Below are 25,728 nucleotides of genomic sequence, written 5' to 3'. Positions count from 1 at the left end.
AAAAAGGCCTGGCGCAAGTCAGGTCTTTTTTTCCCCGCTATATTTCCTTTTATTTGCAACTTTACTCCCTTCTTTGCATTGAGTAGTGTGTGCTGGCGCATTTCGTCTTACTCTCAGCAAGGATCTGGTTTTCATGTTTTCAGGGCTGTTAATCATTCTGGTTCCCCTTATTGTGGGCTACCTTATTCCGCTTCGGCACAGGGCTGCATTAAAACTCATCAATCGCCTGTTGAGCTGGATCGTCTACCTTATTCTCTTTTTTATGGGTATCAGCTTGGCGTTTCTGGATAATCTCGCCAGCAACCTGTTAGCCATTCTTCATTATTCTGCGGTCAGCGTGACGGTCATTTTGCTGTGTAATATCGCGGCGCTGTTCTGGCTGGAGCGTTCACTGCCCTGGCGACATAACCACAAGCAAGAAAAGCTACCCTCGCGAATTGCGATGGCACTTGAATCGCTCCAGCTTTGTGGCGTCGTCGTCGTGGGTTTTCTGCTCGGCCTCACCGGTCTTCCTATTCTGCAGCACGCCACCGAAGCCAGCGAATATACGTTAATCTTTTTACTGTTCCTGGTCGGGATTCAACTGCGCAACAGCGGTATGACCTTAAAGCAAATTGTGCTGAATCGCCGGGGGATGATTGTTGCGGTGGTCGTCGTCGCCAGTTCGATGCTGGCGGGGGTTATCAATGCGTTGATCCTCGGCCTGCCGCTGAAAACCGCGCTGGCGATGGCATCAGGTTTTGGCTGGTATTCCCTGTCCGGTATTCTGTTAACCGAATCCTTCGGGCCAGTGATTGGTAGCGCCGCCTTCTTTAATGACCTGGCCCGCGAGCTGATTGCCATTATGTTGATTCCTGGAATGGTGGGCCGCAGCCGCTCAACCGCGCTGGGGCTATGTGGCGCGACATCAATGGATTTCACCTTACCGGTGCTCCAACGCAGCGGCGGTCTGGAGATGGTTCCGGCAGCCATCGTCCACGGCTTTATTCTGAGTCTGTTAGTGCCTTTGCTGATGGCGTTTTTCTCCGCCTGAAGTCAGGACAGATACCTCTCTGGCGGTAGTCATCTACCGCTAAAATTGCGCTAAATCAATCTCCCTGCAAGTTGTAGCAGAAATCCCTTTTATCCCTTCGCGCACAGGCATAACCTTAAACATGTATATTAAATATAACTTTAAAAGGTGTGACCATGTTTTGTGTGCAATGTGAACAAACCATCCGTACTCCGGCAGGAAACGGCTGCTCTTACGCGCAGGGTATGTGCGGTAAAACGGCTGAAACCTCCGATTTGCAGGATCTGCTGATTGCTTCCCTACAAGGTCTGTCTGCATGGGCTGTTAAGGCACGTGAATACGGCATCATCGACCATGAGGTTGATAACTTTGCGCCGCGTGCATTCTTCTCCACGCTGACCAACGTTAACTTCGATTCCCCGCGTATTGTTGGCTATGCCCGTGAAGCTATCGCCATGCGCGACGCCCTGAAAGCGCAATGCCTGAACATCGACGCGAACGCAGCGGTCGCTAACCCGATGGCCGATCTGCAACTGGTCAGCGACGATCTGGGCGACCTGCAACGTCAGGCCGCTGAATTTACCCCGAACAAAGACAAAGCAGCCATCGGCGAGAACATTCTCGGCCTGCGTCTGCTGTGCCTGTACGGCCTGAAAGGTGCGGCAGCTTACATGGAGCACGCGCACGTTCTCGGTCAGTACGACAACGACATCTACGCTCAGTACCACAAAATCATGGCATGGCTGGGAACCTGGCCTTCCGATATGAACGCTCTGCTGGAGTGCTCAATGGAAATCGGCCAGATGAACTTCAAAGTGATGAGCATTCTGGATGCTGGCGAAACCACTAAATACGGCCACCCGACGCCAACTCAGGTCAACGTCAAAGCAACCGAAGGTAAGTGCATCCTGATCTCCGGTCACGACCTGAAAGATCTGTACAACCTGCTGGAGCAGACCGAAGGTACCGGCGTTAACGTCTATACCCACGGTGAAATGCTGCCGGCGCACGGCTACCCGGAACTGCGTAAGTTCAAACACCTGATCGGTAACTACGGCAGCGGCTGGCAGAATCAGCAGGTTGAATTTGCCCGCTTCCCGGGCCCAATCGTAATGACCTCTAACTGCATCATCGACCCAACTGTTGGTGCCTACGATGACCGTATCTGGACTCGTAGCATCGTCGGTTGGCCGGGTGTAAGCCACCTCGAAGGCGACAACTTCGCTCCGGTAATCGCTCAGGCTCAGCAGATGGCGGGCTTCCCGTACAGCGAAATTCCGCACCTGATCACCGTTGGTTTCGGTCGTCAGACTCTGCTGGGCGCGGCTGATACCCTGATCGACCTGGTAAGCCGCGAAAAACTGCGTCACATCTTCCTGGTTGGCGGTTGTGATGGCGCGCGTGGCGAACGTAACTACTTCACCGACTTCGCCACCAGCGTGCCGGACGACTGCCTGATCCTGACCCTGGCGTGCGGTAAATACCGTTTCAACAAACTGGAGTTCGGCGATATCGAAGGCCTGCCGCGTCTGGTCGATGCAGGTCAGTGTAACGATGCATACTCTGCCATCATCCTGGCAGTAACCCTGGCTGAGAAACTGGGCTGTGGCGTGAACGATCTGCCGCTGTCTCTGGTGCTCTCCTGGTTCGAACAGAAAGCGATTGTCATTCTGCTGACCCTGCTGTCTCTGGGTGTGAAAAACATCGTCACTGGCCCGACTGCGCCTGGCTTCTTCACGCCGGACCTGCTGGCAGTTCTCAACGAGAAGTTCGGTCTGCGTTCCGTGACCACCGTTGAAGAAGACATGAAGCAACTGCTGAGCGCGTAAGGAGTAAAGAATGACAATGCCAACTCATCAGTGCCCATGGCGGATGCAGGTTCATCACATCCATCAGGAAACGCCGGATGTATGGACAATTTCGTTGCTGTGCCACGACTATTATCCGTACCGCGCCGGGCAGTATGCACTGGTCAGCGTACGTAATTCAGCGGACACGCTGCGTGCTTACACCCTTTCTTCAACGCCGGGCGTTAGCGAATACATCACGCTGACCATCCGCCGCATTGACGATGGCGCAGGCTCACAGTGGTTAACCCGCGACGTGAAGCGCGGCGACTATATCTGGCTGTCCAATGCAATGGGTGAATTCACCTGTGAAGATAAAGCGGAAGACAGGTTCCTGATGCTGGCCGCTGGCTGTGGCGTCACGCCAATCATGTCAATGCGTCGCTGGTTGGCAAAATACCGCCCACAGGCAGATGTGCAGGTGATCTTTAACGTTCGTTCACCGCAAGATGTCATTTTTGCCGACGAATGGCGCGAGTATCCGGTGACCTTAGTTGCTGAAAACAATGCCACTGAAGGTTTTGTTTCCGGCCGACTGACCACCGAACTGCTGCAAAGCGTACCGGACCTGGCTTCGCGCACCGTGATGACCTGCGGCCCGGCGCCGTATATGGATCTGGTCGAGAAAGAAGTCAACGCGCTGGGCGTGACACGCTTCTTTAAAGAGCAGTTCTTCACCCCGGTAGCTGAAGCCGCCACCAGCGGTCTGAAGTTCACCAAACTGCAGCCGGCAAAAGAGTTTTATGCGCCGGTAGGCAGTACGCTGCTGGAAGCGCTGGAAAGCAATAAAGTGCCGGTTGTCGCCGCATGCCGTGCGGGCGTTTGCGGCTGCTGCAAAACCAAAGTGGTTGACGGTAACTACACGGTCAGTAGCACCATGACGCTGACCGACGCAGAAATTGCTGAAGGTTATGTGCTGGCTTGCTCCTGTCATCCGCAGGGTGATTTAGTGCTGGCGTAATTGGCCGATATCTGATGTACAAAAGGCTACCCGGTTATATCGGGTGGCCTTTTTTTATGCTGTCAGACGCTGCAAAATTCCTATTTTTTCCCCCTCCCAGGCAAAATACCGTCTTCCTCTCGCGAATTATCGACCACACTTACCTGGCACAGGTTAAGCAAAACCCCGACTACCACGTCGAACTTTCTACAAAGGATCCCCATGAAAAAAGTGGCCATCGTCGGCGTAGGTCCCACCGGAATTTATACGTTTCATGCCCTCGTTGAGCGCGGTGAACCGCTGGAGATACAGCTTTATGAGCAAGCTGAGGAAGCTGGCGTAGGCATGCCTTATAACAGCGACAACAACGCAGACCACATGCTGGCCAATATAGCCAGCATTGAGATCCCGCCGATTTATATCAGTTATCTGACGTGGCTACAGAATCAAAGCGATGAATACCTGGCGCAGTTTCGGCTTGAACGTACATCGTTGCATGAGCGGCAATTTTTGCCCCGGGTGATCCTCGGCGACTATTATCGCGATCGTTTTTTAGCCATTGTCGATAAAGCGCAAAGATCCGGGTTCACAATTCGCGTATATGAATCAAGTAAAGTCACCGACCTGCAAGCAAACCCGACTGGGGTCTCCCTGTGGATCAATCACGCGTCACAGCCCGTCGAAGTGGATTTCGCCGCTATCGCCAGCGGTCATCTGTGGCCAGAAACTGATGCTCAAGCACGCAAGTTTTTCCCCAGTCCGTGGACCGGCCTGATGGAGGCGCAGATTAGCGCTTGCAGAGTGGGTATTCTGGGCACCTCGCTAAGCGCTATCGACGCGGCGATGGCCGTGGTCAGTCAGCATGGTAACTTCACCACCAATACCGACCGTTCACTGCAGTTCACGCGTAAACCCGACAGCCAAAACCTGAAGCTGACCCTGATGTCGCGCAGCGGTGTGCTGCCTGAAGCGGATTTTTACTGCCCTCTTCCCTATGAACCGCTGAATATCGCGACGCAAGAAGCGATTGAAAACGCCATTGCCGAGGGCCAAAACGGATTACTGGACCGCATCTTCCGGCTTATTGTGCAACAACTGCAAGACGCGGCCCCTGGGTGGTGCCAACAGGTTGCACTTGCAACGCTTAACGCCGACACATTCCCCGAGGTCTATTTTGCCGACAGGCTCAAGCATGACCCTTTTGACTGGGCGAGGCGTAACCTGGTGGAGGTTGAGCGCAACAAGCATGAACAACATACCGTCGCCTGGCGCTATACCTTATTGCGCCTCCATGAGGTTATTGAAGAGATCGTTCCTCATCTTGATGCTCGCGACGAAAAACGTTTCAGGCACGGACTGGCGCGCGTCTTTATTGATAACTATGCGGCAATCCCGTCTGAATCTATCCGCCGATTGCTGGCTCTGCACGATGCCGGGCTGATTGAGATCATCGCACTCGGCAAGGATTATGAGCGTACAAATGAGCAGGAAAGGACGGTCATTTACCACCACGGTCAGCGCAGTGAATTTGATGTATTTATTGACGCCCGAGGACAACGGGCATTGCAGAGCAAAGATATTCCGTTCCCAACGCTACGCGATCAACTGCTGGCCTGTGGCGATGAGATCCCGGATATCGGCGAAGATTACACGCTGCAAGCACCGGAAAACGCCCGCAACCGCATCGCCTTTGGCGGACTGCCGTGGTTGATGCACGACCGTCCCTTTATTCAGGGGCTGGTGGTTAGCGCTGAAATAGGTGCGGCGATGGCAAAGGCATTGACGCAACGAGCACTGAAACGTCGGCACAAACTGTGGAGCAGTGACGACATGGATTAGCGGCCAGAGTTAATGACGAGGCGGAGATAGGTTAACGCATCCCCGCCTCTGTCTTGATTCTCGGATGGCAAACTATCGCCAGGCCGAGTTTCCGGCAACGGAGAAACGCCCCGCGCCCAAAAATGCCACGGCCAGAGCGCCGATGAAGAAATACACCAGACTTTCAATTGCCCATGCGCCGGTTTTATCCAGTGACCAGGTTTCACCCATCCCGACCATCAGCCATGCCACCACCATCGTAAACGCGAGCCCCAACGCCGCCGGACGCGTCAGGATCCCAAGAATAATCAGACACGGTGCCACAACCTCTCCCAGCAGAACGCCATACGCAATAAAGCCGGGGAAACCTTTCGCTATCAGCATGCCACTGATGCCATCAATACCCGCGAACAGTTTATGCAGCCCATGAAACAGCATTAATCCCCCCACGGCAATACGTAACAAAAACTTGCCAAAATCTTCATGAGTCAGTACCCGGTTAACTGTATTTAATAGTTTTATAACCATTTGAATTTATTCCTTGTTTAACCATGTCCAATAACAAACTACGCTTAATACAGGCTTAATGAAACCTGCCGAAAATAAGAGGTAATGATAAGCATAACTATTATCTTCATCTAAACTTGTAACCGGTATCACATTAAAGGAGAAGGAAAACCATGAAACAAACGGTTGCCGCTTTTATTGCTAAAACACTCGAACAAGCTGGCGTTAAACGCATTTGGGGTGTGACGGGTGACTCGCTAAATGGCCTTAGTGACAGTCTGAATCGTATGGGAACGATTGACTGGATGCCAACCCGTCATGAAGAGGTTGCGGCCTTCGCCGCGGGAGCTGAAGCGCAGTTGACGGGAGAACTGGCCGTCTGCGCAGGCTCGTGTGGACCAGGCAACCTGCACCTGATTAACGGCCTGTTTGATTGCCACCGCAACCACGTCCCGGTACTGGCAATTGCCGCACACATTCCATCCAGTGAGATAGGCAGCGGTTATTTTCAGGAGACCCACCCGCAAGAGTTGTTTCGCGAATGTAGCCACTATTGCGAGCTGGTTTCCAGCCCTGAACAGATCCCACAGGTGCTGGCAATTGCCATGCGTAAAGCAGTGCTCAACCGCGGCGTCTCCGTGGTGGTATTACCCGGCGACGTTGCGCTGAAGCCAGCACCAGAAAGCGCCAGCACTCACTGGTATCATGCGCCGCTCCCGGTGGTCACTCCGGAAGAAGAAGAGCTCAGAAAACTAGCGCAACTGCTACGCTACTCCAGCAATATCGCCCTGATGTGCGGCAGTGGCTGCGCCGGTGCGCATAAAGAACTGGTTGAGTTTGCTGCTAAAATAAAAGCGCCGATTGTGCACGCCCTGCGTGGTAAAGAGCATGTTGAGTACGACAACCCTTACGACGTGGGCATGACCGGGCTAATTGGCTTTTCATCCGGCTTCCATACCATGATGAATGCCGACACGCTGATCCTGCTCGGTACCCAGTTCCCCTATCGCCCGTTCTACCCCACCGACGCCAAGATTATTCAGATTGATATCAATCCGGCGAGCATTGGCGCGCACAGTAAAGTTGATATGGCGCTGGTAGGCGATATTAAATCCACACTCCGCACCCTGCTGCCGCTGGTGGAAGAAAAAACCGATCGGCAGTTCCTGGATAAAGCGCTAGAACACTATCGTGAGGCGCGTAAAGGGCTGGATGATTTAGCCAAACCCAGCGATAAAGCCATTCATCCGCAGTATCTGGCGCAGCAGATCAGCCATTTTGCCGCTGACGACGCCATCTTCACCTGCGACGTTGGCACGCCAACGGTGTGGGCGGCACGTTATCTGAAAATGAACGGTAAACGCCGTCTGATCGGTTCGTTTAACCACGGGTCGATGGCCAATGCCATGCCCCAGGCGCTCGGCGCGCAAGCGACCGAACCGGGACGTCAGGTTGTCGCAATGTGCGGTGACGGCGGTTTTAGCATGCTGATGGGCGACTTTCTGTCGGTTGTGCAAATGAAGCTGCCGGTGAAGATTATTGTCTTCAACAACAGCGTGTTGGGGTTTGTGGCGATGGAGATGAAAGCTGGCGGTTATCTGACCGACGGCACCGAACTGCACGATACAAATTTCGCACGGATTGCCGAGGCTTGCGGCATCACGGGCATTCGCGTGGAGAAATCCTCAGAGGTTGATGAAGCGCTGCAAAGGGCGATGTCGATTGACGGTCCGGTGCTGGTCGATGTGGTCGTCGCGAAAGAAGAACTGGCGATCCCGCCGCAGATCAAACTCGAACAAGCTAAAGGTTTTAGCCTATATATGCTGCGCGCAATCATCAGCGGGCGCGGTGATGAAGTGATCGAACTGGCGAAAACTAACTGGCTCAGGTAAAACAGAGGGCATTACCTCACTTAAAAAGGAATGCCCGTGATTGATTTACGCAGTGATACCGTCACCCGACCAAGTCGCGCCATGCTCGAAGAGATGATGGCCGCCCCGGTCGGGGACGACGTCTACGGTGATGACCCTACCGTTAACGCCCTCCAGCAATACGCAGCCGAGCTTGCTGGTAAAGAAGCCGCTATTTTCTTACCCACAGGCACTCAGGCGAACCTGGTGGCTCTCCTCAGCCATTGTCAGCGCGGCGAAGAGTATATCGCCGGTCAGGGCGCGCATAACTATCTCTACGAAGCGGGTGGCGCAGCGGTACTCGGCAGCATTCAACCGCAACCTATCGACGCCATGCCGGATGGCTCTTTGCCGCTGGACAAAGTGGCGGCAAAAATCAAAGCGGACGATATCCATTTTGCCCGCACGCGTCTGCTCAGTCTTGAAAACACCCACAACGGCAAAGTACTACCACGCGAGTATCTGAAAGAGGCCTGGGAATTCACCCGTGAGCGCAATCTTGCGCTGCATGTCGACGGCGCGCGTATTTTTAACGCCATCGTCGCCTATGGCTGTGAGTTAAAAGATGTCACGCAATACTGCGACTCGTTCACTATTTGTCTTTCCAAAGGTTTAGGAACGCCGGTAGGCTCACTGCTGGTCGGCAGCCACGAGTACATCAAGCGCGCCATTCGCTGGCGTAAAATGACCGGTGGCGGAATGCGTCAGGCCGGTATTCTGGCGGCGGCGGGACTGTATGCGCTGAAAAATAACGTGTCGCGCTTACAAGAAGACCATGACAACGCCGCCTGGATGGCGGAACAACTGCGCGAAGCAGGAGCGGACGTCATGCGCCACGACACCAACATGCTGTTTATCCGCGTTGGCGAAGAACACGCTGCGGCACTGGGCGAGTACATGAAAGCGCAAGGCGTGCTGATTAACGCCTCGCCGATTGTGCGTCTGGTGATGCATCTGGACGTATCGCGTGAACAGCTTGCTGAAGTCGTCGCCCACTGGCGCGCTTTTTTAACCCGCTAAGGAGATGGGCGTGCCGCAACGGATTTTGGTTCTTGGCGCCAGTGGCTACATTGGTCAGCATCTGGTACAGGCGCTCAGTCAGCAAGGGCATCAGGTGCTGGCTGCGGCACGCCGCATCGAGCGGCTGGAAAAGCAGCAGTTGGCCAACGTCAGCTGCCATAAGGTCGATTTGAATTGGCCAGATAACCTAACGCCGCTGCTGACCGGCGTTGATACGGTCTATTACCTGGTCCATGGCATGGGAGAAGGCGGTGATTTTATCGCCCATGAGCGCCAGGTAGCAATGAACGTGCGCGATGCGCTACGTGATACGCCAGTCAAACAGCTTATTTTCCTGAGCTCATTACAGGCTCCCCGGCATGAACAATCCGATCATCTGCGTGCGCGACAGATAACCGCGGACACCCTGCGCGAATCAGGCGTGCCGATGACCGAATTGCGCGCGGGTATTATCGTAGGGGCAGGTTCTGCCGCCTTTGAAGTGATGCGCGACATGGTCTACAACCTGCCGGTACTCACCCCTCCGCGCTGGGTGCGCTCGCGTACCACGCCTATCGCGCTGGAGAATTTAATGTACTACCTGGTGGCGTTGTTGGATCATCCTACACGCCAACACCGCGTACTCGAAGCCGCCGGGCCGCAGGTATTGAGCTATCAGGAGCAGTTCGAGCATTTTATGGCGGTCAGCGGTAAACATCGCCTGCTCATCCCTGTCCCCTTTCCTACCCGCTGGATTTCGGTCTGGTTTTTGAACGTCATAACGTCAGTGCCGCCGACCACGGCAAAAGCGCTGATACAGGGTTTAAAACACGACCTGCTGGCCGATGACACCGAATTACGCACGCTGATCCCGCAAAAGCTGATTGCCTTTGATGACGCGGTCCGCAGCACGTTGAAAGAAGAAGAAAAGCTGGTCAATTCCAGCGACTGGGGTTACGACGCGCAGGCATTTGCCCGCTGGCGCCCCGAATATGGCTATTTCGCTAAACAAGCTGGCTTTAGCGTTGAAACCTCCGCCAGTCGGCAGGCGCTGTGGCAGGTGGTGAATCGCCTCGGCGGCAAAGAAGGCTATTTCTTTGGCAATATTTTATGGAAAACGCGCGCGGCGTTGGACCTGCTGGTCGGCCATAAGCTGGCGAAAGGCAGACCGCAACACTCTCTGTTGCAGGTTGGCGATACCGTTGATAGCTGGAAAGTTATCATCGTTGAGCCAGAAAAACAGCTGACGCTGCTGTTTGGGATGAAAGCGCCAGGATTGGGTCGACTGAGCTTCACGCTGGAAGATAAAGGCGACCACCGACGCATTGATGTCCGCGCCTGGTGGCATCCGCACGGCATGCCAGGCCTCTTCTATTGGCTGCTGATGATCCCGGCGCATCTGTTCATTTTTAGAGGGATGGCGAAGCGTATTGCTAAACTTGCAGAACAAATCACAGACTCATGATAAAAAGAGCCTGTATTCTTTCATGTTTCCCATTGCATACAGACGAAATTCACGGAAGAATGCGCACGACGTTTTTTAAACACAGTGGATTGATATGAAGGTACTGGTTACCGGAGCCACCAGCGGCTTAGGCCGAAACGCGGTTGAGTTTTTATGCAGCAAAGGCGTCAGCGTCAGAGCTACCGGTCGCAACGAAGCGATGGGCAAGCTGCTGGAGAAAATGGGCGCAGAGTTTGTGCATGCCGATTTGACCGAGCTGGTCTCTTCGCAGGCAAAAGTGATGCTCGCCGGTATCGATACGCTGTGGCACTGCTCCAGTTTTACCTCACCATGGGGAACTCAAGAAGCCTTCGATCTGGCCAACGTTCGCGCAACCCGCCGTCTGGGCGAGTGGGCCGTGGCCTGGGGCGTTCGTAACTTCATTCATATCTCATCACCGTCGCTCTATTTCGATTATCACCACCATCGCGATATCAAAGAGGACTTCCGCCCCCAACGCTTCGCCAATGAATTCGCCCGCAGTAAAGCGGCTGGCGAAGATGTGATTGCGTTGCTGACACAGGCCAACCCGCAGACCCGTTTTACGGTATTGCGTCCGCAAAGCTTGTTCGGACCACACGATAAAGTTTTTATCCCGCGCCTGGCCCATATGATGTACCACTACGGCAGCATTCTGTTGCCGCACGGCGGAAGTGCGCTGGTGGATATGACCTACTACGAGAATGCGGTGCACGCGATGTGGCTGGCAAGTCAGCAAGCCTGCGATAATCTGCCGTCGGGTCGTGCGTACAACATTACCAACGGCGAGCATCGCACCCTGCGCAGTATTGTGCAGAAACTCATCGACGAGCTAAATATTGATTGTCGTATCCGATCCGTGCCCTACCCGATGCTGGATATGATTGCCCGCAGCATGGAGCGGTTAGGCAATAAATCGGCGAAAGAGCCAAAGCTTACGCATTACGGCGTCTCGAAGCTGAATTTTGACTTTACGCTGGATACCACCCGCGCTCAGGAAGAATTAGGTTATCAGCCCGTTGTGACGCTGGATGAAGGGATTGAGCGTACCGCGGCCTGGCTGCGTGACCACGGCAAGCTGCCGCGTTAACCCTGCCCGTATTTCTCCAGTAACGCTTCGGCAATCGCCTGAGTTTCTGCATCCGCCACGCCGTTCCACAACGTCGGGCGGAAGTGCATCTGGAAGGCCATAATCACCCGCCGCTGTTCACGCGGCGTCATTTCAGGTTTTACCTCATAACCATAGCGCGACAGCAGATCGAGCAATGATGAGGTTTCTACCGGTGTATCGGGCGCTCGCCCGGCAAGATAAAACGCCACCCGCTGAGCATCCGGCCACGCGCCAATTCCCTGAGCGGCCAGTTCTTCCCATGGAAACAGCGGACCTGGATCGTCCTTGCGCTGCGGTGCGACATCCGCATGGGCCACCACGTTCTGTGGTTTTATGTCATAACGGGCAATAATATCTTTCGCCAAGGGGATTAACGCCTGAATTTGCGCGGGTTCAAACGGCGCAAAATACTTGCTGCCCGCCGATTTTTGCCAGCCGCGGTTTTCCAGCTCAATGCCGATCGAGGTATCGTTAATTCGCGTAGCGCCGCGCCAGAAGCTAATCCCCGCATGCCAGGCCAGATCTTTTTCCGGCACCAGTTGCCAGATACGCGGTTTGCCGTGGTAGAGCGGCGGCACTGCCGGGATCAGATAGTGCGAGCTGACGTTTTTATCGGTCAGCGTAGCCAGAGAAGAGTCGAAATCATCGGCCGTGTAATGGATAACCAGCACTTTAATGCGCGGGTAAGCAGCCTGCGCCTGACGACGGGTATCTAACTGATACCCGTCTTTGTCGACAATCCCTTTTTCGCCAGCACATCCTACCAGCAGCAGCGTTAATGCCAGCAGAGACAGCAGACGCTTCATCGGCGAGTTTTCACCGCGGTGCCGCTGACGCTCACCATCAGCATGCTACCGTCTTTGCCTACGGTTTCGTAATCGATATCGATACCGACTACCGCATCAGCACCGAGCGCTTTTGCCTGTTCACCAAGCTCCTGAAAAGCAATTTCACGCGCTTTACGCAGCTCTTTTTCATACGCGCCGGAGCGACCGCCGACGATATCGCGAATGCCGGCGAAGAAATCGCGGAAGATATTCGCGCCTAAAATGGCTTCGCCAGTCACAACACCGCAATATTCCACGATGCTTTGCCCTTCCAGCGTAGGGGTAGTCGAAAACTGCATGATAAATCTCCTTTTTGCGCTAAGAGCACGATCTCAAAAGCATTATCGAACCGATCCACTATCATTGAAAGGATATATTCTTTACACAAAATAATTCGAGTTGCAGGAAGGCGGCAAGAGAGTGAATCCCCAGGAGCATAGATAACTATGTGACTGGGGTGAACGCACGTAGCCAACGCACAAGCAACTTGAAGTATGACATGTAAATCAACGTAGAACACTAATAGTAGAAAGCTAATAAGGAAATCATTATGCGCTACTCGAAACTCTCTCTGCTGGTTCCATGTGCACTACTTCTCAGCGCCTGTACTACCGTGACACCGGCCTACAAAGATAACGGCACGCGTAGCGGCTCATGCGTAGAAGGCGGGCCAGACAGCGTGGCTCAACAATTCTATGATTACCGTATTCAGCACCGAAACAATGACATTACCCCCCTTCGTCCGTACCTCAGCGACAACCTGGCGAAACTGCTGAACGATGCCAGCCGTGATAACGCGCATCGCGATCTGTTTAACAGCGATCCGTTCTCTAGTCGCGCTACGTTACCGGACAGTGCCAGCGTCGCCAGCGCATCGACCATTCCGAATAGTGATGCACGCAACATTCCGCTGCGCGTAGAGCTTAAACAGGGTGACCAAAGCTGGCGTGATGAAGTGCTGATGATCCGCGAAGGCCAGTGCTGGGTAGTTGACGATGTCCGCTATCTGGGCGGCAGCGTACACGCGCCAGCCGGGACGCTGCGCCAGTCTGTCGAAAACCGCTAACCGCCCCATTCACCCGCCTGAATCATAACCCCCATAAATTGTCTGGCATTCTGCATAGAATGCCGACAATTATTCTTGCCCACTGGTGGCCCCGCTATTTTGTGCTATGTTTAGATAAGAATGCGGTTTGCATTTAACTTTTAACGCATAAATATTGCATAACTATTCTGTCAAAGGTAGTATCTGCGGCTTCAATAGCTATCAGACTGCCAGTATCGAGTGTCAATGAGTATTCAATTAAACGGCATTAACTGCTTCTACGGCGCACATCAGGCGCTGTTCGATATCACGCTGGATTGCCCTCAGGGTGAAACACTGGTGTTACTTGGCCCAAGTGGAGCCGGGAAAAGCTCGCTGCTGCGCGTACTCAACCTGCTTGAGATGCCGCGCTCGGGCACGCTCTCTATTGCGGGTAACCGTTTCGACTTCACGAAGACCCCGTCAGACAAAGCCATTCGGGAGCTGCGTCAGAACGTGGGCATGGTCTTCCAGCAATACAACCTTTGGCCGCATCTCACGGTTGTGCAGAATCTGATTGAAGCGCCCTGCCGCGTACTGGGTCTGACAAAAGATCAAGCGCTGGCGCGTGCCGAAAAATTGCTGGAACGTCTGCGCCTGAAGCCGTACAGCGATCGCTACCCACTGCATCTCTCCGGCGGCCAGCAACAGCGTGTGGCCATTGCCCGCGCGTTGATGATGGAGCCGCAGGTGCTGCTGTTTGATGAACCTACCGCAGCGCTTGATCCGGAAATTACTGCCCAAATCGTCAGCATCATTCGTGAACTGGCGGAAACCAACATTACTCAGGTGATCGTCACCCACGAAGTGGAAGTTGCACGTAAAACGGCCAGCCGTGTGGTGTATATGGAAAACGGTCATATCGTCGAGTTTGGGGATGCGAGCTGCTTTGCCAACCCGCAAACCGAAGCGTTTAAAAACTATCTCTCTCACTAAGATTCGGGACAATACAATGAAAAAAGTTCTGATTGCCGCGCTAATCGCAGGTTTTAGCCTTTCCGCTACCGCAGCCCAAACCATCCGTTTCGCCACCGAAGCGTCTTATCCTCCGTTTGAATCTATTGATGCGAATAACAAAATCGTAGGGTTTGACGTTGATCTGGCGAATGCGCTGTGTAAAGAGATTGACGCGACCTGTACCTTCACCAATCAGGCCTTCGACAGCCTGATCCCGAGCCTGAAATTCCGTCGTTTTGACGCGGTGATGGCCGGTATGGACATCACGCCAGAGCGTGAAAAACAGGTTCTGTTCACCACCCCGTATTACGACAACTCTGCCCTGTTTGTTGGCCAACAGGGTAAATACACCAGCATTGACCAGCTGAAAGGCAAAAAAGTCGGTGTACAAAACGGTACTACGCACCAGAAATTCATCATGGATAAACATCCGGAAGTGACCACCGTACCGTATGACAGCTACCAGAATGCCAAACTCGATCTGCAAAATGGTCGTATTGACGGCGTATTTGGTGATACCGCAGTGGTGACCGAATGGCTGAAAGACAATCCAAAGCTGGCCGCTGTTGGCGACAAAGTGACGGATAAAGATTACTTCGGTACGGGTCTGGGCATCGCTGTGCGCCAGGGCAATACCGAGCTGCAGCAGAAATTTAACGCTGCGCTGGAAAAAGTGAAGAAAGATGGGACTTACGAGACCATCTACAACAAATGGTTCCAGAAGTAATACTTGATGAATGAATTTTTTCCTTTAGCAAGCGCCGCCGGGATGACCGTCGGCCTTGCCGTTTGTGCGCTGATTATTGGCCTCGCGCTCGCCATGTTTTTTGCCGTCTGGGAGTCAGTAAAATGGCGTCCGGTGGCATGGACGGGTTCAGCTCTGGTCACCATCCTGCGTGGTCTGCCGGAAATTCTGGTGGTTCTGTTCATCTATTTCGGCTCTTCACAGCTGCTGCTGACGCTGGCCGATGGCTTTACGATCAATCTCGGGGTTGTACAAATCCCGGTTCAGATGCAGATCGAAAACTTCGACGTCAGCCCGTTCCTGTGCGGTGTGATTGCGCTGTCATTGCTGTATGCGGCTTACGCGTCGCAAACGCTGCGTGGCGCGCTGAAGGCCGTACCACTCGGACAATGGGAATCAGGTCAGGCGTTGGGTTTGTCTAAAGCCGCGATCTTCTTTCGCCTGGTGATGCCGCAGATGTGGCGTCACGCTCTGCCGGGACTGGGTAACCAGTGGCTGGTATTGCTGAAAGATACCGCGCTGGTCAGCCTTATCAGCGTGAACGATCTGATGCTGCAAACCAAGAGCATTGCCACCCGTACCCAGGAGCCGTTTACCTGGTACATTGTGGCGGCGGCTATTTACCTGGTGATTACGCTGGTGAGTCAGTACATTCTCAAACGCATTGACCTGCGCGCGACACGATTTGAGCGGAGACCAGGCTGATGCTTGAGTATTTACCTGAATTGTTAAAAGGGCTGCATACCAGCCTGACGCTGACGGTCGCCTCCATCGTGGTTGCTCTGGTGCTGGCGCTGGTTTTCACCGTCATCCTGACGCTAAAAACGCCGATTGTGGTCTGGTTGGTTCGCGCCTATATCACGTTGTTTACCGGTACTCCGCTGCTGGTGCAAATATTCCTGATCTACTACGGGCCAGGGCAGTTCCCGACGCTACAGGAGTATCCGGTACTGTGGCACCTGCTCTCTGAACCGTGGCTGTGCGCCTTAATTGCGCTATCGTTAAACAGTGCGGCTTATACCACTCAACTGTTCTACGGTGCTATCCGCGCAATCCCGGAAGGCCAGTGGCAGTCCTGTGGAGCGTTGGGGATGAGTAAGAAGGATACGCTGGCGATTCTGTTGCCGTACGCCTTTAAACGCGCCCTCTCCTCGTATTCCAACGAAGTGGTGCTGGTGTTTAAAAGTACCTCACTGGCATACACCATCACGCTGATGGAAGTCATGGGCTATAGTCAGCTGCTGTACGGTCGCACTTATGACGTCATGGTTTTCGGCGCGGCGGGTGTGATTTACCTGATCGTCAACGGTTTGCTGACGCTGATGATGCGCTTGATCGAACGTAAAGCGCTGGCGTTTGAACACCGGAATTAAATCGGTTTTTATGTCTGATGGCGCTACGCTTATCAGGCTACGATTCGTCTTCCGTTGTACACTCTCCGGTGAATATGCATAAAGCCAAAATAAAAAAGACGGACAACAACCTAAATTGTCCGTCTTTTTTTATATCAGAAAAAATAGTTAATCATTTTTATTGCATATAAATTCATTAAATGGCATTGTTAATTCACGCCGCAGACACGGTAAATAATCATAAGATTGACAGACGGGAGTTCCACCATGAAAAAGTTAGTACTGGCCGCATTACTTGCTACTTTCGCCGCAGGCGCCTCAGCTGCTGATAAAATTAGTTTCGGTGTATCAGCGACTTATCCGCCATTTGAGTCACTGGATGCAAGCAATAAAATTGTCGGTTTTGACATCGACCTGGCAACGGCACTGTGCAAACAAATGCAGGCTGACTGTACTTTCACCAATCATGCTTTTGATAGCTTGATTCCCGCGCTGAAATTCAAAAAATATGATGCGGTGATTTCCGGAATGGACATCACGCCTGAGCGTAGCAAGCAGGTGGCATTTACTCAGCCTTACTATGCAAACTCCGCGCTGGTGATTGCGAAAAAAGACACCTATAAAACCTTTGCCGACCTGAAAGGGAAACGCATTGGCATGGAAAACGGTACCACGCACCAGAAATACCTGCAGGACAAACACCCTGAAGTGAAGACCGTGGCCTACGACAGCTATCAGAATGCGATTATCGACCTGAAAAATGGTCGTATTGATGGCGTATTTGGCGATACCGCCGTGGTTAACGAGTGGCTGAAAACCAACCCACAGTTAGGCGTAGCCACTGACAAAGTGACCGACCCACAATACTTCGGTACTGGTCTTGGCATTGCGGTTCGCCCGGATAACAAAGCCCTGCTGGAAAAACTGAATAGCGCGCTGGCCGCAATCAAAGCTGACGGCACGTACCAAAAAATCAGCGATCAGTGGTTCCCACAGTAACGTCCACCCAATCTGAAAAGCCGCATTCTGCGGCTTTTTTTATCTCTTCGCCTTCGCTTTCAGTCAGTTCTTACGCCATAAACCCATTCCTGGCGTACACTTGTTAAAACGAAAAAAGTGAGGCAAACGGATGATAGCGTTCCCTGCCAGTTTACTGATCCTCAATGGAAAAAGTGCTGATAATCTCCCCCTGCGTGATGTCATTGCAGAGCTACGCGATGAAGGCGTGGAAATCCATGTTCGCGTTACCTGGGAAAAAGGCGACGCACAACGCTACGTTGATGAAGCTCGCCAGTTAGGTGTTGCAACGGTGATTGCCGGCGGCGGCGACGGCACAATTAACGAAGTCTCGACGGCGCTGATCCAGTTGCAGGGCGGCAATATCCCGGCGCTCGGTATTTTACCGTTGGGAACGGCGAATGATTTTGCAACCAGCGTAGGCATACCCGACGCCCTTGATAAGGCGTTAAAACTGGCTATCGCCGGAAATGCGACTGATATCGATATGGTTCAGGTCAATGATAAAACTTGTTTTATCAATATGGCGACCGGCGGCTTCGGCACACGCATCACCACCGAGACGCCAGAAAAACTCAAGGCCGCATTAGGTGGCGTATCGTACTTTATTCACGGATTAATGCGCATGGATACGCTCAAACCCGACATCTGCGACATTCGTGGGGAAGATTTTCACTGGCAGGGTAAGGCGCTGGTCATTGGTATCGGTAATGGTCGTCAGGCCGGTGGTGGGCAACAGCTTTGCCCGACAGCGCTGATCAACGATGGTCTGCTGCAACTGCGTATTTTTACCGGCGAAGAGTTGTTGCCAGGGCTGCTTTCGGCGTTAACGCAATCCGAAGACAACCCTAACATCATCGAAGGCGCATCATCGTGGTTTGATATCCGCGCCCCGCACGAAATTACGTTTAATCTCGATGGCGAACCGCTTAGCGGACAAGAATTTCATATTGAAATCCTGCCCGCAGCGCTACGTTGCAGACTGCCGCCGGGTTGTCCGCTACTGCGTTAACACGACGACACCCCAACTGGGATCAGGCAATGGTGACTTTGCTGTCCAGATAAACATCCTGCACGGCGTTAATCAGCTTAACGCCGTCAGCCATGGTTTTCTTGAATGCTTTTCGTCCAAGAATCAGCCCCATGCCGCCAGCACGTTTGTTAATCACTGCCGTACGTACCGCATCGCTCAGATCGGTTTCGCCGCCAGCCGCACCGCCAGAGTTAATTAATCCGGCGCGCCCCATATAGCAGTTCGCCAACTGATAACGCACCAGATCAATTGGGTTGTCGCTGGTCAGCTTGCTGTAAACGCGATCGTCGGTGTAGCCAAAGTTGACTGCTTTATACCCGCCGTTATTTTCCGCCATTTTCTGCTTAACGATATCCGCCCCGATAGTGGCTGCCAGATGGTTAGCCTGCCCGGTGAGATCGGCGGAAACATGGTAATCCACGCCATCTTTTTTAAACGCGGAGTTACGCAGATACGCCCATAGCACGGTGACCATCCCCAGTTCATGAGCACGCTCGAACGCCGCAGAAATCTCTTCAATCTGGCGACGGGACTCCTCTGAACCGAAATAGATGGTTGCCCCTACCGCAACCGCGCCCATATTGAATGCCTGTTCTACGCTGGCATACAGCGTCTGGTCAAACGTATTGGGGTAGCTCAGCGTTTCGTTGTGGTTAATTTTTACAAGAAACGGAATGCGGTGCGCGTAGCGACGGGAGACGGAAGCCAGCACGCCATAGGTCGATGCCACGCAGTTACACCCTGCTTCGATAGCCAGTTCCACAATATTCTTCGGATCAAAGTACAGCGGGTTAGCCGCGAACGATGCCCCCGCGGAGTGTTCCACGCCCTGATCCACCGGTAGAATCGACAGATAACCTGTCCCGGCCAGTCGGCCCGTGTTATACAGCGTTTGCATATTACGCAGCACCGCTGGCGGACGGTTGTTATCCACCATCACGCGATCGACGTAATCATGTCCAGGCAGGTAAAGTTGGTCAGAAGGAATGGTCATACAACGATGCTGTAAAAGGTTGTCGGCATCTTTGCCAAGCAACTGCGTAATATCAGTCATAGCTATGCTCCCGTAAGTTCCGATTTGAAACCGGAATGTGGATTGTCCTGACCCGCTTTGTTGCGGGCAGCAATAAGCCTGGTACCGACTGCGTTTTTTTTCCATCTTTAGCGCACTTTTCAGCAACTTCTGCTGGCTCGATTCAGGAAGAAATAATGTTAAGGCGGTCAAATTTAGACCTCAAAGGTATTTTAAAGGTATTATCGAATGGTACTATCAGTGCGTACCTTACCTGTCATGAAGGATTTAAAGATGAAAACTACAGTTAAGCTGTCGTTCATGATGTTTGTAGAGTGGTTTATCTGGGGCGCCTGGTTTGTACCGCTGTGGCTGTGGCTGAGTAAAAGTGGCTTTAGCGCCGGGGAGATCGGCTGGTCCTACGCCTGTACCGCAATTGCCGCGATCCTGTCGCCCATCCTGGTCGGTTCTGTCACTGACCGTTTTTTCTCCGCGCAAAAAGTGCTGGCGGTGCTGATGTTCGTCGGCGCTATTTTGATGTACTTCGCCGCCCAGCAAACCACCTTCAGCGGATTTTTCCCGCTGTTACTGGCCTATTCGTTGACCTATATGCCGACGATTGCGCTGACCAACAGTATCGCTTTTGCCAACGTCAGTGATGTTGAGCGTGATTTCCCGCGCATCCGTGTGATGGGGACCATTGGCTGGATCGCCTCTGGTTTGGCCTGCGGTTTCTTACCGCAAATGCTTGGCTATAGTGACATCTCCCCTACCAATATTCCTCTGCTTATCACTGCCGGAAGCTCCGCTCTGTTAGGCGTCTTTGCGTTCTTTTTACCGGATACGCCGCCGAAAAGTACCGGCAAAATGGATTTCAAGGTCATGCTGGGTCTGGATGCGCTGATCCTGCTGCGGGATAAGAACTTCCTCGTCTTTTTCTTTTGCTCTTTTCTGTTCGCGATGCCGCTGGCGTTCTATTACATCTTTGCCAACGGTTATCTGACAGAAGTCGGGATGAAAAACGCCACCGGCTGGATGACGCTGGGCCAGTTCTCTGAAATCTTCTTTATGCTGGCGCTACCGTTTTTCACCAAACGCTTTGGCATTAAAAAGGTATTGCTGCTTGGTCTTATTACTGCGGCTATCCGCTACGGATTTTTTGTTTACGGCGGCGCGGAAGAATATTTCACTTACGCTCTGCTGTTTCTCGGCATTCTGCTGCACGGCGTCAGTTACGACTTCTACTACGTCACAGCCTACATTTATGTCGATAAAAAAGCGCCCGTACATATGCGCACCGCGGCGCAAGGGCTTATCACCCTCTGCTGTCAGGGATTCGGTAGCCTGCTCGGTTATCGTTTGGGCGGCGTGATGATGGAAAAAATGTTTGCTTATCAGGAACCGGTGAATGGCCTTACCTTTAACTGGGCTGGCATGTGGGGATTTGGCGCGGTCATGATCGCCGTCATTGCCGTAATGTTTATGATTTTCTTTCGCGAGTCAGATAAAGAAATCACCGCCATTAAGGTGGACGATCGCGATGTAGCGTTGAAACAAGGGGAAGTAAAATGAAAGCAGAACGTATTCTCGGTGCTCTTTATGGGCAGGCGTTAGGGGATGCGATGGGTATGCCGTCGGAACTGTGGCCAAGAACCCGGGTTAAAGCCCATTTCGGTTGGATCGACCGTTTTTTGCCCGGCCCTGCGGAGAATAATGCCGCCTGCTATTTTAACCAGGCGGAGTTCACTGATGACACCTCCATGGCGCTGTGTCTGGCTGATGCCCTGCTTGAGTGCGACGGAGAGATTGTACCCGACGTTATTGGCCGCAATATTCTGGCCTGGGCCGAACGTTTTGATGCTTTTAATAAAAACGTGCTCGGCCCGACCTCAAAAATTGCGCTAAAAGCCATTCGCGACGGCAAACCTGTCGCCGAACTGGAAAATAACGGCGTTACCAACGGAGCGGCAATGCGCGTTTCACCGCTGGGATGCCTGCTCCCCGCGCGCGATCTCGATGCCTTTATCGATGATGTGGCATTAGCCTCCAGCCCGACACATAAATCGGATTTGGCTATTGCTGGCGCAGTGGTGGTCGCGTGGGCGGTATCACGCGCTATCGACGGCGGAAAATGGTCAGAGATTGTCGACGCGCTGCCAGCCATTGCCCGGCATGCGCAGCAAAAAAGGATCACTACCTTTAGCGCATCGCTCTGTGCACGCCTTGAGCTGGCGCTGAAAATTGTCCGTAACGCTGACGGCATTGAGTCTGCCTGCGAGCAGTTGTATCAGGTTGTGGGGGCCGGAACCAGTACCATTGAATCCGTGCCTTGCGCCATCGCTATGGTTGAGCTGGCGCAGACCGATCCTAACCGCTGCGCCATTCTGTGCGCGAACCTCGGGGGCGATACCGACACCATCGGGGCGATGGCAACTGCCATTTGTGGCGCGCTCCACGGCGTAAGTGCGATTAATCCGGCATTGAAACATGAGCTCGATGCGGTAAATCAGTTGGACTTTATCCGCTACACCAGTGGATTGATGCGACTGCGCGAGCAGCGGGAGGCACTATGAGCACCACGCGTCTGCAACAACTTCTCCCGCAGTTACGCACACAGCGACCCGTTACGGTGGTGGGTGCGGCGGTGATTGATGTCATTGCCGATGCGTATGCCCTTCCCTGGCGCGGATGTGACATTGAACTCAAACAGCAAGGGGTGAACGTTGGCGGCTGCGCGCTCAATATTGCCGTAGCACTCAAGCGGTTAGGTATCGACGCCAGTAATGCTTTACCGCTGGGTCAGGGGGTGTGGGCCGATATTATCCGCAACCGGATGGCAAAGGAGGGACTGCACAGCCTGATCGATAACGCCACAGGCGATAACGGCTGGTGCCTGGCTCTGGTCGAGCCGGATGGCGAACGTACCTTTATGTCCTTTAGTGGCGTCGAAAATCAGTGGAACGCTGACTGGCTGGCACAGCTGGAGATCCCACGTCACAGCCTGGTTTATCTCTCGGGCTATCAGTTAGCCTCTCCGTGTGGTGAGTTGCTGGTGCATTGGCTGGAAGGGCTGGAGGAAGTGACGCCGTTTATCGATTTTGGCCCACGCATCGGCGACATTCCCGAGCCCTTACTGGCAAGAATTATGGCCTGCCGTCCACTGGTATCGCTCAATCGGCAGGAGGCGGAAATTGCCGCCGAGCGGTTTGCATTAAGCCAGGATATAGAAGGTTTTGGCGCACAATGGGTGCAACGTTTTGCCACACCGGTGGTGGTACGCCACGATAAAGACGGTGCGTGGTATTTCAGCACCCAAACTTCCGGTTGCATACCGGCATTTGCGACAGCGGTCGTTGATACCATTGGCGCTGGTGACAGCCACGCTGGCGGCATGCTGGCGGGACTGGCGTCTGGCTGGTCGCTGGCTGACGCGGTACTGCTTGGAAACGCCGTGGCGTCCTGGGTGGTAGGGCATCGCGGGGGCGATTGCGCCCCTACGCACGAGGCGTTACTCCTCGCACACAAACACGTATAGATCGCTTCGACAATAGCTGATGCTGTATTCAATGGGCCGTTGCTGCTGGTCAAGCGCTACCTGCTTGATCACCAGCACCGGCACTTTGCTGTCCATTTGAATGTGCGCCTGGAACTCTGCGTCAGGCATTCGGGCACTGACACGTGAGCGAGTGCGCTGCGGGAAAATATGCTGGCTGCGAAAATAGTCATACAGTGAAACGCCGATGGCATCCACGTCATGAATTAGATGGGCAGGAACCCATGACTCTTCAATAGAAACCGCATCTTCATCTACGTAGCGAATGCGCTTGAGCAGGAAGACGTCACTCCCCGTGGCAACAGCCAGCTGCTGCGCTACCTCTTCCGGGCAAGGCACAATCCGCTTGTTAACCCACAGCGTATCTGGTTTTTTACCGCGCAACACCACCTGCTGTGAAAAACCACGCGCTTCTTTTAGCGAATACTCGAAGATGTTGTTGATCTGCGTCCCGTAACCGCGGGCGCGCGTCACGACGCCTTCTTCTTCCAGGGCTTGCATCGCCTTACGAACCGTAATTCGCGAAACGCCAGTCAATTGGCTGAGATCGCGCTCGCCGGGCAGGATATTTCCATGCTCCAGAATCCCGCTGCGCACAGCGTTTTTCACCGTTTGCGCAAATTTCATATACAGCGGCGTGTTATCTGCCGCGGAAATACGTTCATTCAGTTGCGCGATAAGCTGGGTATGCGCTTGTTCCATTTATCTTTTTCCTGCAGCCGTTTCTGCAGCCAGTATACTCATTACCACCACGCGTGGAAATGATGCACCGGACCAATTCCCTCACCGACTTCCAGGGTGTCGGCCTGCGCCAATGCCGCTGAAAGCCACAACTTAGCTTCCTGCACTGTCTGTGCCCAGTTGTCATGGCGCGGACGCAGCGCCGCTAGCGCCGCCGATAGCGTACAGCCAGTACCGTGGGTATTTTTGGTCATCACCCTTGGCGCGGTAAAACGCTGCTCGCCATGACGGGTAAAGAGCCAGTCGGGGCTTTGCGCATCCTCCAGATGACCGCCTTTCATCAACACCGCCTCGCAACCCAGCGCCCGCAGCGCCCTTCCCTGCTCTAACATCTCCTGCTCAGTCTGCGCATGGGGAGCCCCGAGCAGCGCCGCAGCTTCGGGTAAATTTGGGGTGATAATCGAAACCTGCGGTAGCAAATGGGTACGCAGCGTTTCAACCGCCGAAGGAGACAGCAACGGATCGCCGCTTTTCGCCAGCATCACGGTATCCAGCACGACATTTTGCACCCGATGGCGACGCAAACGTTCGGCGACCGCTTCAACAATATCCGTTTCCGCCAGCATACCGATTTTCGTGGTGTCGATACGCACATCACTGAACACCGAATCCAGTTGTGCGGCGACAAAGTCAGGTTCAATGCGATACACCGACTGTACCCCGCGCGTATTTTGCGCCACCAACGCCGTGATAACCGAGCAGCCGTAAGCGCCAAGCGCCGAGAACGTTTTTAAATCGGCCTGAATACCCGCACCACCGCTTGGATCGGTTCCGGCAATCGTTAATGCGTTAATCCGTTTCATAGTTGCTCCTGCGCGTTCAGGTTATAGAGGGCGTCAATAAATGCCGGGACAAAACTGCCCGGTCCGGTTGATTGTCGAGTGGCTATTTGTCCGGCCTGTTTCATCCAGCTACAGGCGGAGGCAACATTATCAAGCCGGTCACCGTGCAGGGCGCAACTGGCCGCAACGACCGCCGACAGCGCGCATCCGGTGCCCACCACGCGCGTCATCAACGGGTCACCCCCGTTCACCCAGACGGTACGCTGACCATCGGTGACATAGTCAATTTCGCCGGTAACCACGACAATGGTCCCAACCTGACGAGCCAGTGCCTGCGCTGCGGGAAGCGCAGCGGCTGCCGTATCGGTCGTATCCACGCCGCGTCCCCCGCCGTTAATACCCGCCAGAGCCAGTATTTCCGAAGCGTTGCCGCGGATAGCTGCAGGCTGTAGCGCCAACAAATCCAGACAGAAGCGACGACGAAACTCCAGCGCCCCCACGGCAACGGGATCGAGCGTCCACGGGGTTTTAGCAAGTTGTGCCCGCTCAACTGCGGCGCGCATCGCCGTAGCCCGTTCCCGGGTTAAGGTGCCGACGTTAACCAGTAATGCACTGGCAATAGCCGCGAACTGACTGGCTTCCTCGGGCTCGATTACCATTGCAGGTGATGCGCCCAGCGCCAGCAGCGTATTGGCCGTAAAGCTTTGCACGACCTCGTTGGTCATGCAGTGTGTGAGAGGGGAAAGCGTTCTAAATTGGTGTAAGGTGTGAGCCGCGAGTGTGCGGCTGTGCAGGTCAGGCTGCATGGTTCAGCTCCTGCCCGCGCGAAGAAGGGACACGAGCAGTGTCAGACTTCCCTACGCTGGCATTATCCAGATCAGGTGGTACGGGTATTTCTCAGCCTTCACCAGGAAGGGCACCCCGAGTCGTTGAAACACAAGTTTCGGTAACAGAATACTGCCTACGCTTGATGATGTAAATTAGCGCAGCACCATGGC

The 25,728-nt window shown here is 53.7% G+C and carries 25 protein-coding genes and 1 riboswitch; of the genes, 18 read left to right on the top strand and 7 right to left on the bottom strand.

Going from position 1 to position 25,728, the window contains the following annotated elements:
- Nucleotides 1-133 precede the first annotated feature (133 nt).
- From HV237_RS08885 to HV237_RS08870, 4 genes are all read left to right on the top strand, one after another.
- Nucleotides 134-1,033, top strand: coding sequence for a lysine exporter LysO family protein (locus HV237_RS08885; protein WP_016153656.1), 900 nt, complete (start codon nucleotides 134-136; stop codon nucleotides 1,031-1,033).
- Nucleotides 1,034-1,188: 155 nt separating this feature from the next.
- Complete coding sequence (hcp, locus tag HV237_RS08880) at nucleotides 1,189-2,841, top strand: hydroxylamine reductase (RefSeq protein WP_016153657.1); 1,653 nt, start codon at nucleotides 1,189-1,191, stop codon at nucleotides 2,839-2,841.
- Nucleotides 2,842-2,851: 10 nt separating this feature from the next.
- Entirely contained in the window at nucleotides 2,852-3,820 is a 969-nt protein-coding gene (hcr, locus tag HV237_RS08875; RefSeq protein WP_047359137.1) for an NADH oxidoreductase, read from the top strand.
- A 201-nt stretch (nucleotides 3,821-4,021) separates the two neighbouring features.
- Entirely contained in the window at nucleotides 4,022-5,638 is a 1,617-nt protein-coding gene (locus HV237_RS08870) for an FAD-NAD(P)-binding protein (RefSeq protein ID WP_047359138.1), read from the top strand.
- Nucleotides 5,639-5,710: 72 nt separating this feature from the next.
- On the opposite strand, the gene HV237_RS08865 is transcribed toward HV237_RS08870, so the two are convergent.
- Nucleotides 5,711-6,145: a DoxX family membrane protein gene (locus HV237_RS08865; protein WP_016156945.1), complete on the bottom strand. Its 435-nt coding sequence runs from the start codon at nucleotides 6,143-6,145 to the stop codon at nucleotides 5,711-5,713.
- A gap of 152 nt (nucleotides 6,146-6,297) precedes the next feature.
- Here HV237_RS08865 and poxB point away from each other — a divergent pair, with 152 nt between their 5' ends.
- From poxB to HV237_RS08845, 4 genes are all read left to right on the top strand, one after another.
- On the top strand, nucleotides 6,298-8,016 hold the full coding sequence (gene poxB, locus HV237_RS08860) for a ubiquinone-dependent pyruvate dehydrogenase (RefSeq protein WP_016156946.1): 1,719 nt from the start codon (nucleotides 6,298-6,300) through the stop codon (nucleotides 8,014-8,016).
- A 36-nt stretch (nucleotides 8,017-8,052) separates the two neighbouring features.
- The gene (gene ltaE / locus HV237_RS08855) at nucleotides 8,053-9,054 is read left to right on the top strand and encodes a low-specificity L-threonine aldolase (protein WP_019077197.1); all 1,002 of its coding nucleotides are present in this window, start codon (nucleotides 8,053-8,055) and stop codon (nucleotides 9,052-9,054) included.
- Nucleotides 9,055-9,064: 10 nt separating this feature from the next.
- The gene (locus HV237_RS08850; protein ID WP_016156947.1) at nucleotides 9,065-10,498 is read left to right on the top strand and encodes an SDR family oxidoreductase; all 1,434 of its coding nucleotides are present in this window, start codon (nucleotides 9,065-9,067) and stop codon (nucleotides 10,496-10,498) included.
- A gap of 94 nt (nucleotides 10,499-10,592) precedes the next feature.
- The gene (locus tag HV237_RS08845) at nucleotides 10,593-11,606 is read left to right on the top strand and encodes an NAD(P)-dependent oxidoreductase (RefSeq protein WP_016153664.1); all 1,014 of its coding nucleotides are present in this window, start codon (nucleotides 10,593-10,595) and stop codon (nucleotides 11,604-11,606) included.
- Here the strand turns inward: HV237_RS08845 and HV237_RS08840 are convergent.
- Together HV237_RS08840 and HV237_RS08835 are read right to left on the bottom strand one after the other, a co-directional pair.
- Nucleotides 11,603-12,433, bottom strand: a complete 831-nt coding sequence (locus HV237_RS08840) for an N-acetylmuramoyl-L-alanine amidase (protein WP_016156948.1) — start codon at nucleotides 12,431-12,433, stop codon at nucleotides 11,603-11,605. The two genes, HV237_RS08845 and HV237_RS08840, sit on opposite strands and share 4 nt — an antisense overlap.
- Nucleotides 12,430-12,753 (bottom strand): heavy metal-binding domain-containing protein, encoded by a 324-nt coding sequence (locus tag HV237_RS08835; protein ID WP_001160725.1) that lies wholly within the window; start codon nucleotides 12,751-12,753, stop codon nucleotides 12,430-12,432. Before HV237_RS08835 ends, HV237_RS08840 begins: the two co-directional genes overlap by 4 nt.
- A gap of 251 nt (nucleotides 12,754-13,004) precedes the next feature.
- Between HV237_RS08835 and HV237_RS08830 the strand changes: the two genes are divergently transcribed.
- The 7 genes from HV237_RS08830 (at nucleotide 13,005) to yegS (ending at nucleotide 18,621) form a co-directional block, all read left to right on the top strand.
- Nucleotides 13,005-13,520 carry a lipoprotein gene (locus HV237_RS08830; protein WP_016153666.1) on the top strand — a complete coding sequence of 172 codons (516 nt, stop codon included), beginning with the start codon at nucleotides 13,005-13,007 and terminating at the stop codon, nucleotides 13,518-13,520.
- A 225-nt stretch (nucleotides 13,521-13,745) separates the two neighbouring features.
- Nucleotides 13,746-14,474 carry an arginine ABC transporter ATP-binding protein ArtP gene (gene artP, locus HV237_RS08825; RefSeq protein ID WP_016156950.1) on the top strand — a complete coding sequence of 243 codons (729 nt, stop codon included), beginning with the start codon at nucleotides 13,746-13,748 and terminating at the stop codon, nucleotides 14,472-14,474.
- A 16-nt stretch (nucleotides 14,475-14,490) separates the two neighbouring features.
- Complete coding sequence (artI, locus tag HV237_RS08820; protein WP_003027298.1) at nucleotides 14,491-15,222, top strand: arginine ABC transporter substrate-binding protein ArtI; 732 nt, start codon at nucleotides 14,491-14,493, stop codon at nucleotides 15,220-15,222.
- A 6-nt stretch (nucleotides 15,223-15,228) separates the two neighbouring features.
- On the top strand, nucleotides 15,229-15,945 hold the full coding sequence (gene artQ, locus HV237_RS08815; RefSeq protein ID WP_046275435.1) for an arginine ABC transporter permease ArtQ: 717 nt from the start codon (nucleotides 15,229-15,231) through the stop codon (nucleotides 15,943-15,945).
- The gene (gene artM / locus HV237_RS08810; RefSeq protein ID WP_016153669.1) at nucleotides 15,945-16,613 is read left to right on the top strand and encodes an arginine ABC transporter permease ArtM; all 669 of its coding nucleotides are present in this window, start codon (nucleotides 15,945-15,947) and stop codon (nucleotides 16,611-16,613) included. The genes artQ and artM overlap by 1 nt, the downstream gene beginning before the upstream one ends.
- Nucleotides 16,614-16,859: 246 nt before the next feature.
- The gene (gene artJ, locus HV237_RS08805; protein WP_016153670.1) at nucleotides 16,860-17,591 is read left to right on the top strand and encodes an arginine ABC transporter substrate-binding protein ArtJ; all 732 of its coding nucleotides are present in this window, start codon (nucleotides 16,860-16,862) and stop codon (nucleotides 17,589-17,591) included.
- A 130-nt stretch (nucleotides 17,592-17,721) separates the two neighbouring features.
- On the top strand, nucleotides 17,722-18,621 hold the full coding sequence (gene yegS / locus HV237_RS08800; RefSeq protein ID WP_047359139.1) for a lipid kinase YegS: 900 nt from the start codon (nucleotides 17,722-17,724) through the stop codon (nucleotides 18,619-18,621).
- A 22-nt stretch (nucleotides 18,622-18,643) separates the two neighbouring features.
- On the opposite strand, the gene fbaB is transcribed toward yegS, so the two are convergent.
- Nucleotides 18,644-19,696: a class I fructose-bisphosphate aldolase gene (fbaB, locus tag HV237_RS08795; protein ID WP_047359140.1), complete on the bottom strand. Its 1,053-nt coding sequence runs from the start codon at nucleotides 19,694-19,696 to the stop codon at nucleotides 18,644-18,646.
- A gap of 252 nt (nucleotides 19,697-19,948) precedes the next feature.
- On the opposite strand from fbaB, the gene HV237_RS08790 reads away from it, so the two are divergent.
- The 3 genes from HV237_RS08790 to HV237_RS08780 are packed head-to-tail and all read left to right on the top strand — an operon-like array spanning nucleotide 19,949 to nucleotide 23,189.
- A complete protein-coding gene (locus HV237_RS08790; protein ID WP_016153674.1) occupies nucleotides 19,949-21,226 on the top strand; it encodes a nucleoside permease in 1,278 nt (425 codons plus the stop codon).
- On the top strand, nucleotides 21,223-22,227 hold the full coding sequence (locus tag HV237_RS08785; RefSeq protein WP_047359141.1) for an ADP-ribosylglycohydrolase family protein: 1,005 nt from the start codon (nucleotides 21,223-21,225) through the stop codon (nucleotides 22,225-22,227). Before HV237_RS08790 ends, HV237_RS08785 begins: the two co-directional genes overlap by 4 nt.
- Nucleotides 22,224-23,189, top strand: a complete 966-nt coding sequence (locus tag HV237_RS08780) for a PfkB family carbohydrate kinase (RefSeq protein WP_047359142.1) — start codon at nucleotides 22,224-22,226, stop codon at nucleotides 23,187-23,189. The genes HV237_RS08785 and HV237_RS08780 overlap by 4 nt, the downstream gene beginning before the upstream one ends.
- On the opposite strand, the gene HV237_RS08775 is transcribed toward HV237_RS08780, so the two are convergent.
- The 3 genes from HV237_RS08775 to thiM are packed head-to-tail and all read right to left on the bottom strand — an operon-like array spanning nucleotide 23,163 to nucleotide 25,536.
- Complete coding sequence (locus HV237_RS08775; protein WP_016153677.1) at nucleotides 23,163-23,909, bottom strand: GntR family transcriptional regulator; 747 nt, start codon at nucleotides 23,907-23,909, stop codon at nucleotides 23,163-23,165. The genes HV237_RS08780 and HV237_RS08775 overlap by 27 nt on opposite strands.
- A gap of 41 nt (nucleotides 23,910-23,950) precedes the next feature.
- The gene (thiD, locus tag HV237_RS08770; RefSeq protein ID WP_047359143.1) at nucleotides 23,951-24,751 is read right to left on the bottom strand and encodes a bifunctional hydroxymethylpyrimidine kinase/phosphomethylpyrimidine kinase; all 801 of its coding nucleotides are present in this window, start codon (nucleotides 24,749-24,751) and stop codon (nucleotides 23,951-23,953) included.
- Nucleotides 24,748-25,536 (bottom strand): hydroxyethylthiazole kinase, encoded by a 789-nt coding sequence (gene thiM / locus HV237_RS08765; RefSeq protein ID WP_046275441.1) that lies wholly within the window; start codon nucleotides 25,534-25,536, stop codon nucleotides 24,748-24,750. Before thiM ends, thiD begins: the two co-directional genes overlap by 4 nt.
- A gap of 31 nt (nucleotides 25,537-25,567) precedes the next feature.
- Nucleotides 25,568-25,664, bottom strand: a riboswitch (TPP riboswitch).
- Nucleotides 25,665-25,728 lie beyond the last annotated feature (64 nt).

The organism is Citrobacter sp. RHBSTW-00570 (assembly GCF_013739755.1).
In the GTDB taxonomy this organism is placed as follows: domain Bacteria; phylum Pseudomonadota; class Gammaproteobacteria; order Enterobacterales; family Enterobacteriaceae; genus Citrobacter; species Citrobacter braakii.
This window is presented reverse-complemented; position numbering and strand designations above follow the sequence as displayed.

What these genes read in the sequence shown, in the direction of transcription:
- HV237_RS08830 (WP_016153666.1), top strand. Translation starts at nt 13,005, where the DNA reads ATGCGCTACTCGAAACTCTCTCTGCTGGTTCCATGTGCACTACTTCTC.
- hcr (WP_047359137.1), top strand. Translation starts at nt 2,852, where the DNA reads ATGACAATGCCAACTCATCAGTGCCCATGGCGGATGCAGGTTCATCAC.
- HV237_RS08790 (WP_016153674.1), top strand. Translation starts at nt 19,949, where the DNA reads ATGAAAACTACAGTTAAGCTGTCGTTCATGATGTTTGTAGAGTGGTTT.
- HV237_RS08840 (WP_016156948.1), bottom strand. Translation starts at nt 12,433, where the DNA reads ATGAAGCGTCTGCTGTCTCTGCTGGCATTAACGCTGCTGCTGGTAGGA.
- hcp (WP_016153657.1), top strand. Translation starts at nt 1,189, where the DNA reads ATGTTTTGTGTGCAATGTGAACAAACCATCCGTACTCCGGCAGGAAAC.
- yegS (WP_047359139.1), top strand. Translation starts at nt 17,722, where the DNA reads ATGATAGCGTTCCCTGCCAGTTTACTGATCCTCAATGGAAAAAGTGCT.
- artI (WP_003027298.1), top strand. Translation starts at nt 14,491, where the DNA reads ATGAAAAAAGTTCTGATTGCCGCGCTAATCGCAGGTTTTAGCCTTTCC.
- HV237_RS08835 (WP_001160725.1), bottom strand. Translation starts at nt 12,753, where the DNA reads ATGCAGTTTTCGACTACCCCTACGCTGGAAGGGCAAAGCATCGTGGAA.
- artJ (WP_016153670.1), top strand. Translation starts at nt 16,860, where the DNA reads ATGAAAAAGTTAGTACTGGCCGCATTACTTGCTACTTTCGCCGCAGGC.
- HV237_RS08785 (WP_047359141.1), top strand. Translation starts at nt 21,223, where the DNA reads ATGAAAGCAGAACGTATTCTCGGTGCTCTTTATGGGCAGGCGTTAGGG.
- artM (WP_016153669.1), top strand. Translation starts at nt 15,945, where the DNA reads ATGCTTGAGTATTTACCTGAATTGTTAAAAGGGCTGCATACCAGCCTG.
- poxB (WP_016156946.1), top strand. Translation starts at nt 6,298, where the DNA reads ATGAAACAAACGGTTGCCGCTTTTATTGCTAAAACACTCGAACAAGCT.
- artP (WP_016156950.1), top strand. Translation starts at nt 13,746, where the DNA reads ATGAGTATTCAATTAAACGGCATTAACTGCTTCTACGGCGCACATCAG.
- artQ (WP_046275435.1), top strand. Translation starts at nt 15,229, where the DNA reads ATGAATGAATTTTTTCCTTTAGCAAGCGCCGCCGGGATGACCGTCGGC.
- thiM (WP_046275441.1), bottom strand. Translation starts at nt 25,536, where the DNA reads ATGCAGCCTGACCTGCACAGCCGCACACTCGCGGCTCACACCTTACAC.
- HV237_RS08870 (WP_047359138.1), top strand. Translation starts at nt 4,022, where the DNA reads ATGAAAAAAGTGGCCATCGTCGGCGTAGGTCCCACCGGAATTTATACG.
- HV237_RS08780 (WP_047359142.1), top strand. Translation starts at nt 22,224, where the DNA reads ATGAGCACCACGCGTCTGCAACAACTTCTCCCGCAGTTACGCACACAG.
- fbaB (WP_047359140.1), bottom strand. Translation starts at nt 19,696, where the DNA reads ATGACTGATATTACGCAGTTGCTTGGCAAAGATGCCGACAACCTTTTA.
- HV237_RS08885 (WP_016153656.1), top strand. Translation starts at nt 134, where the DNA reads ATGTTTTCAGGGCTGTTAATCATTCTGGTTCCCCTTATTGTGGGCTAC.
- HV237_RS08865 (WP_016156945.1), bottom strand. Translation starts at nt 6,145, where the DNA reads ATGGTTATAAAACTATTAAATACAGTTAACCGGGTACTGACTCATGAA.
- thiD (WP_047359143.1), bottom strand. Translation starts at nt 24,751, where the DNA reads ATGAAACGGATTAACGCATTAACGATTGCCGGAACCGATCCAAGCGGT.
- HV237_RS08775 (WP_016153677.1), bottom strand. Translation starts at nt 23,909, where the DNA reads ATGGAACAAGCGCATACCCAGCTTATCGCGCAACTGAATGAACGTATT.
- HV237_RS08845 (WP_016153664.1), top strand. Translation starts at nt 10,593, where the DNA reads ATGAAGGTACTGGTTACCGGAGCCACCAGCGGCTTAGGCCGAAACGCG.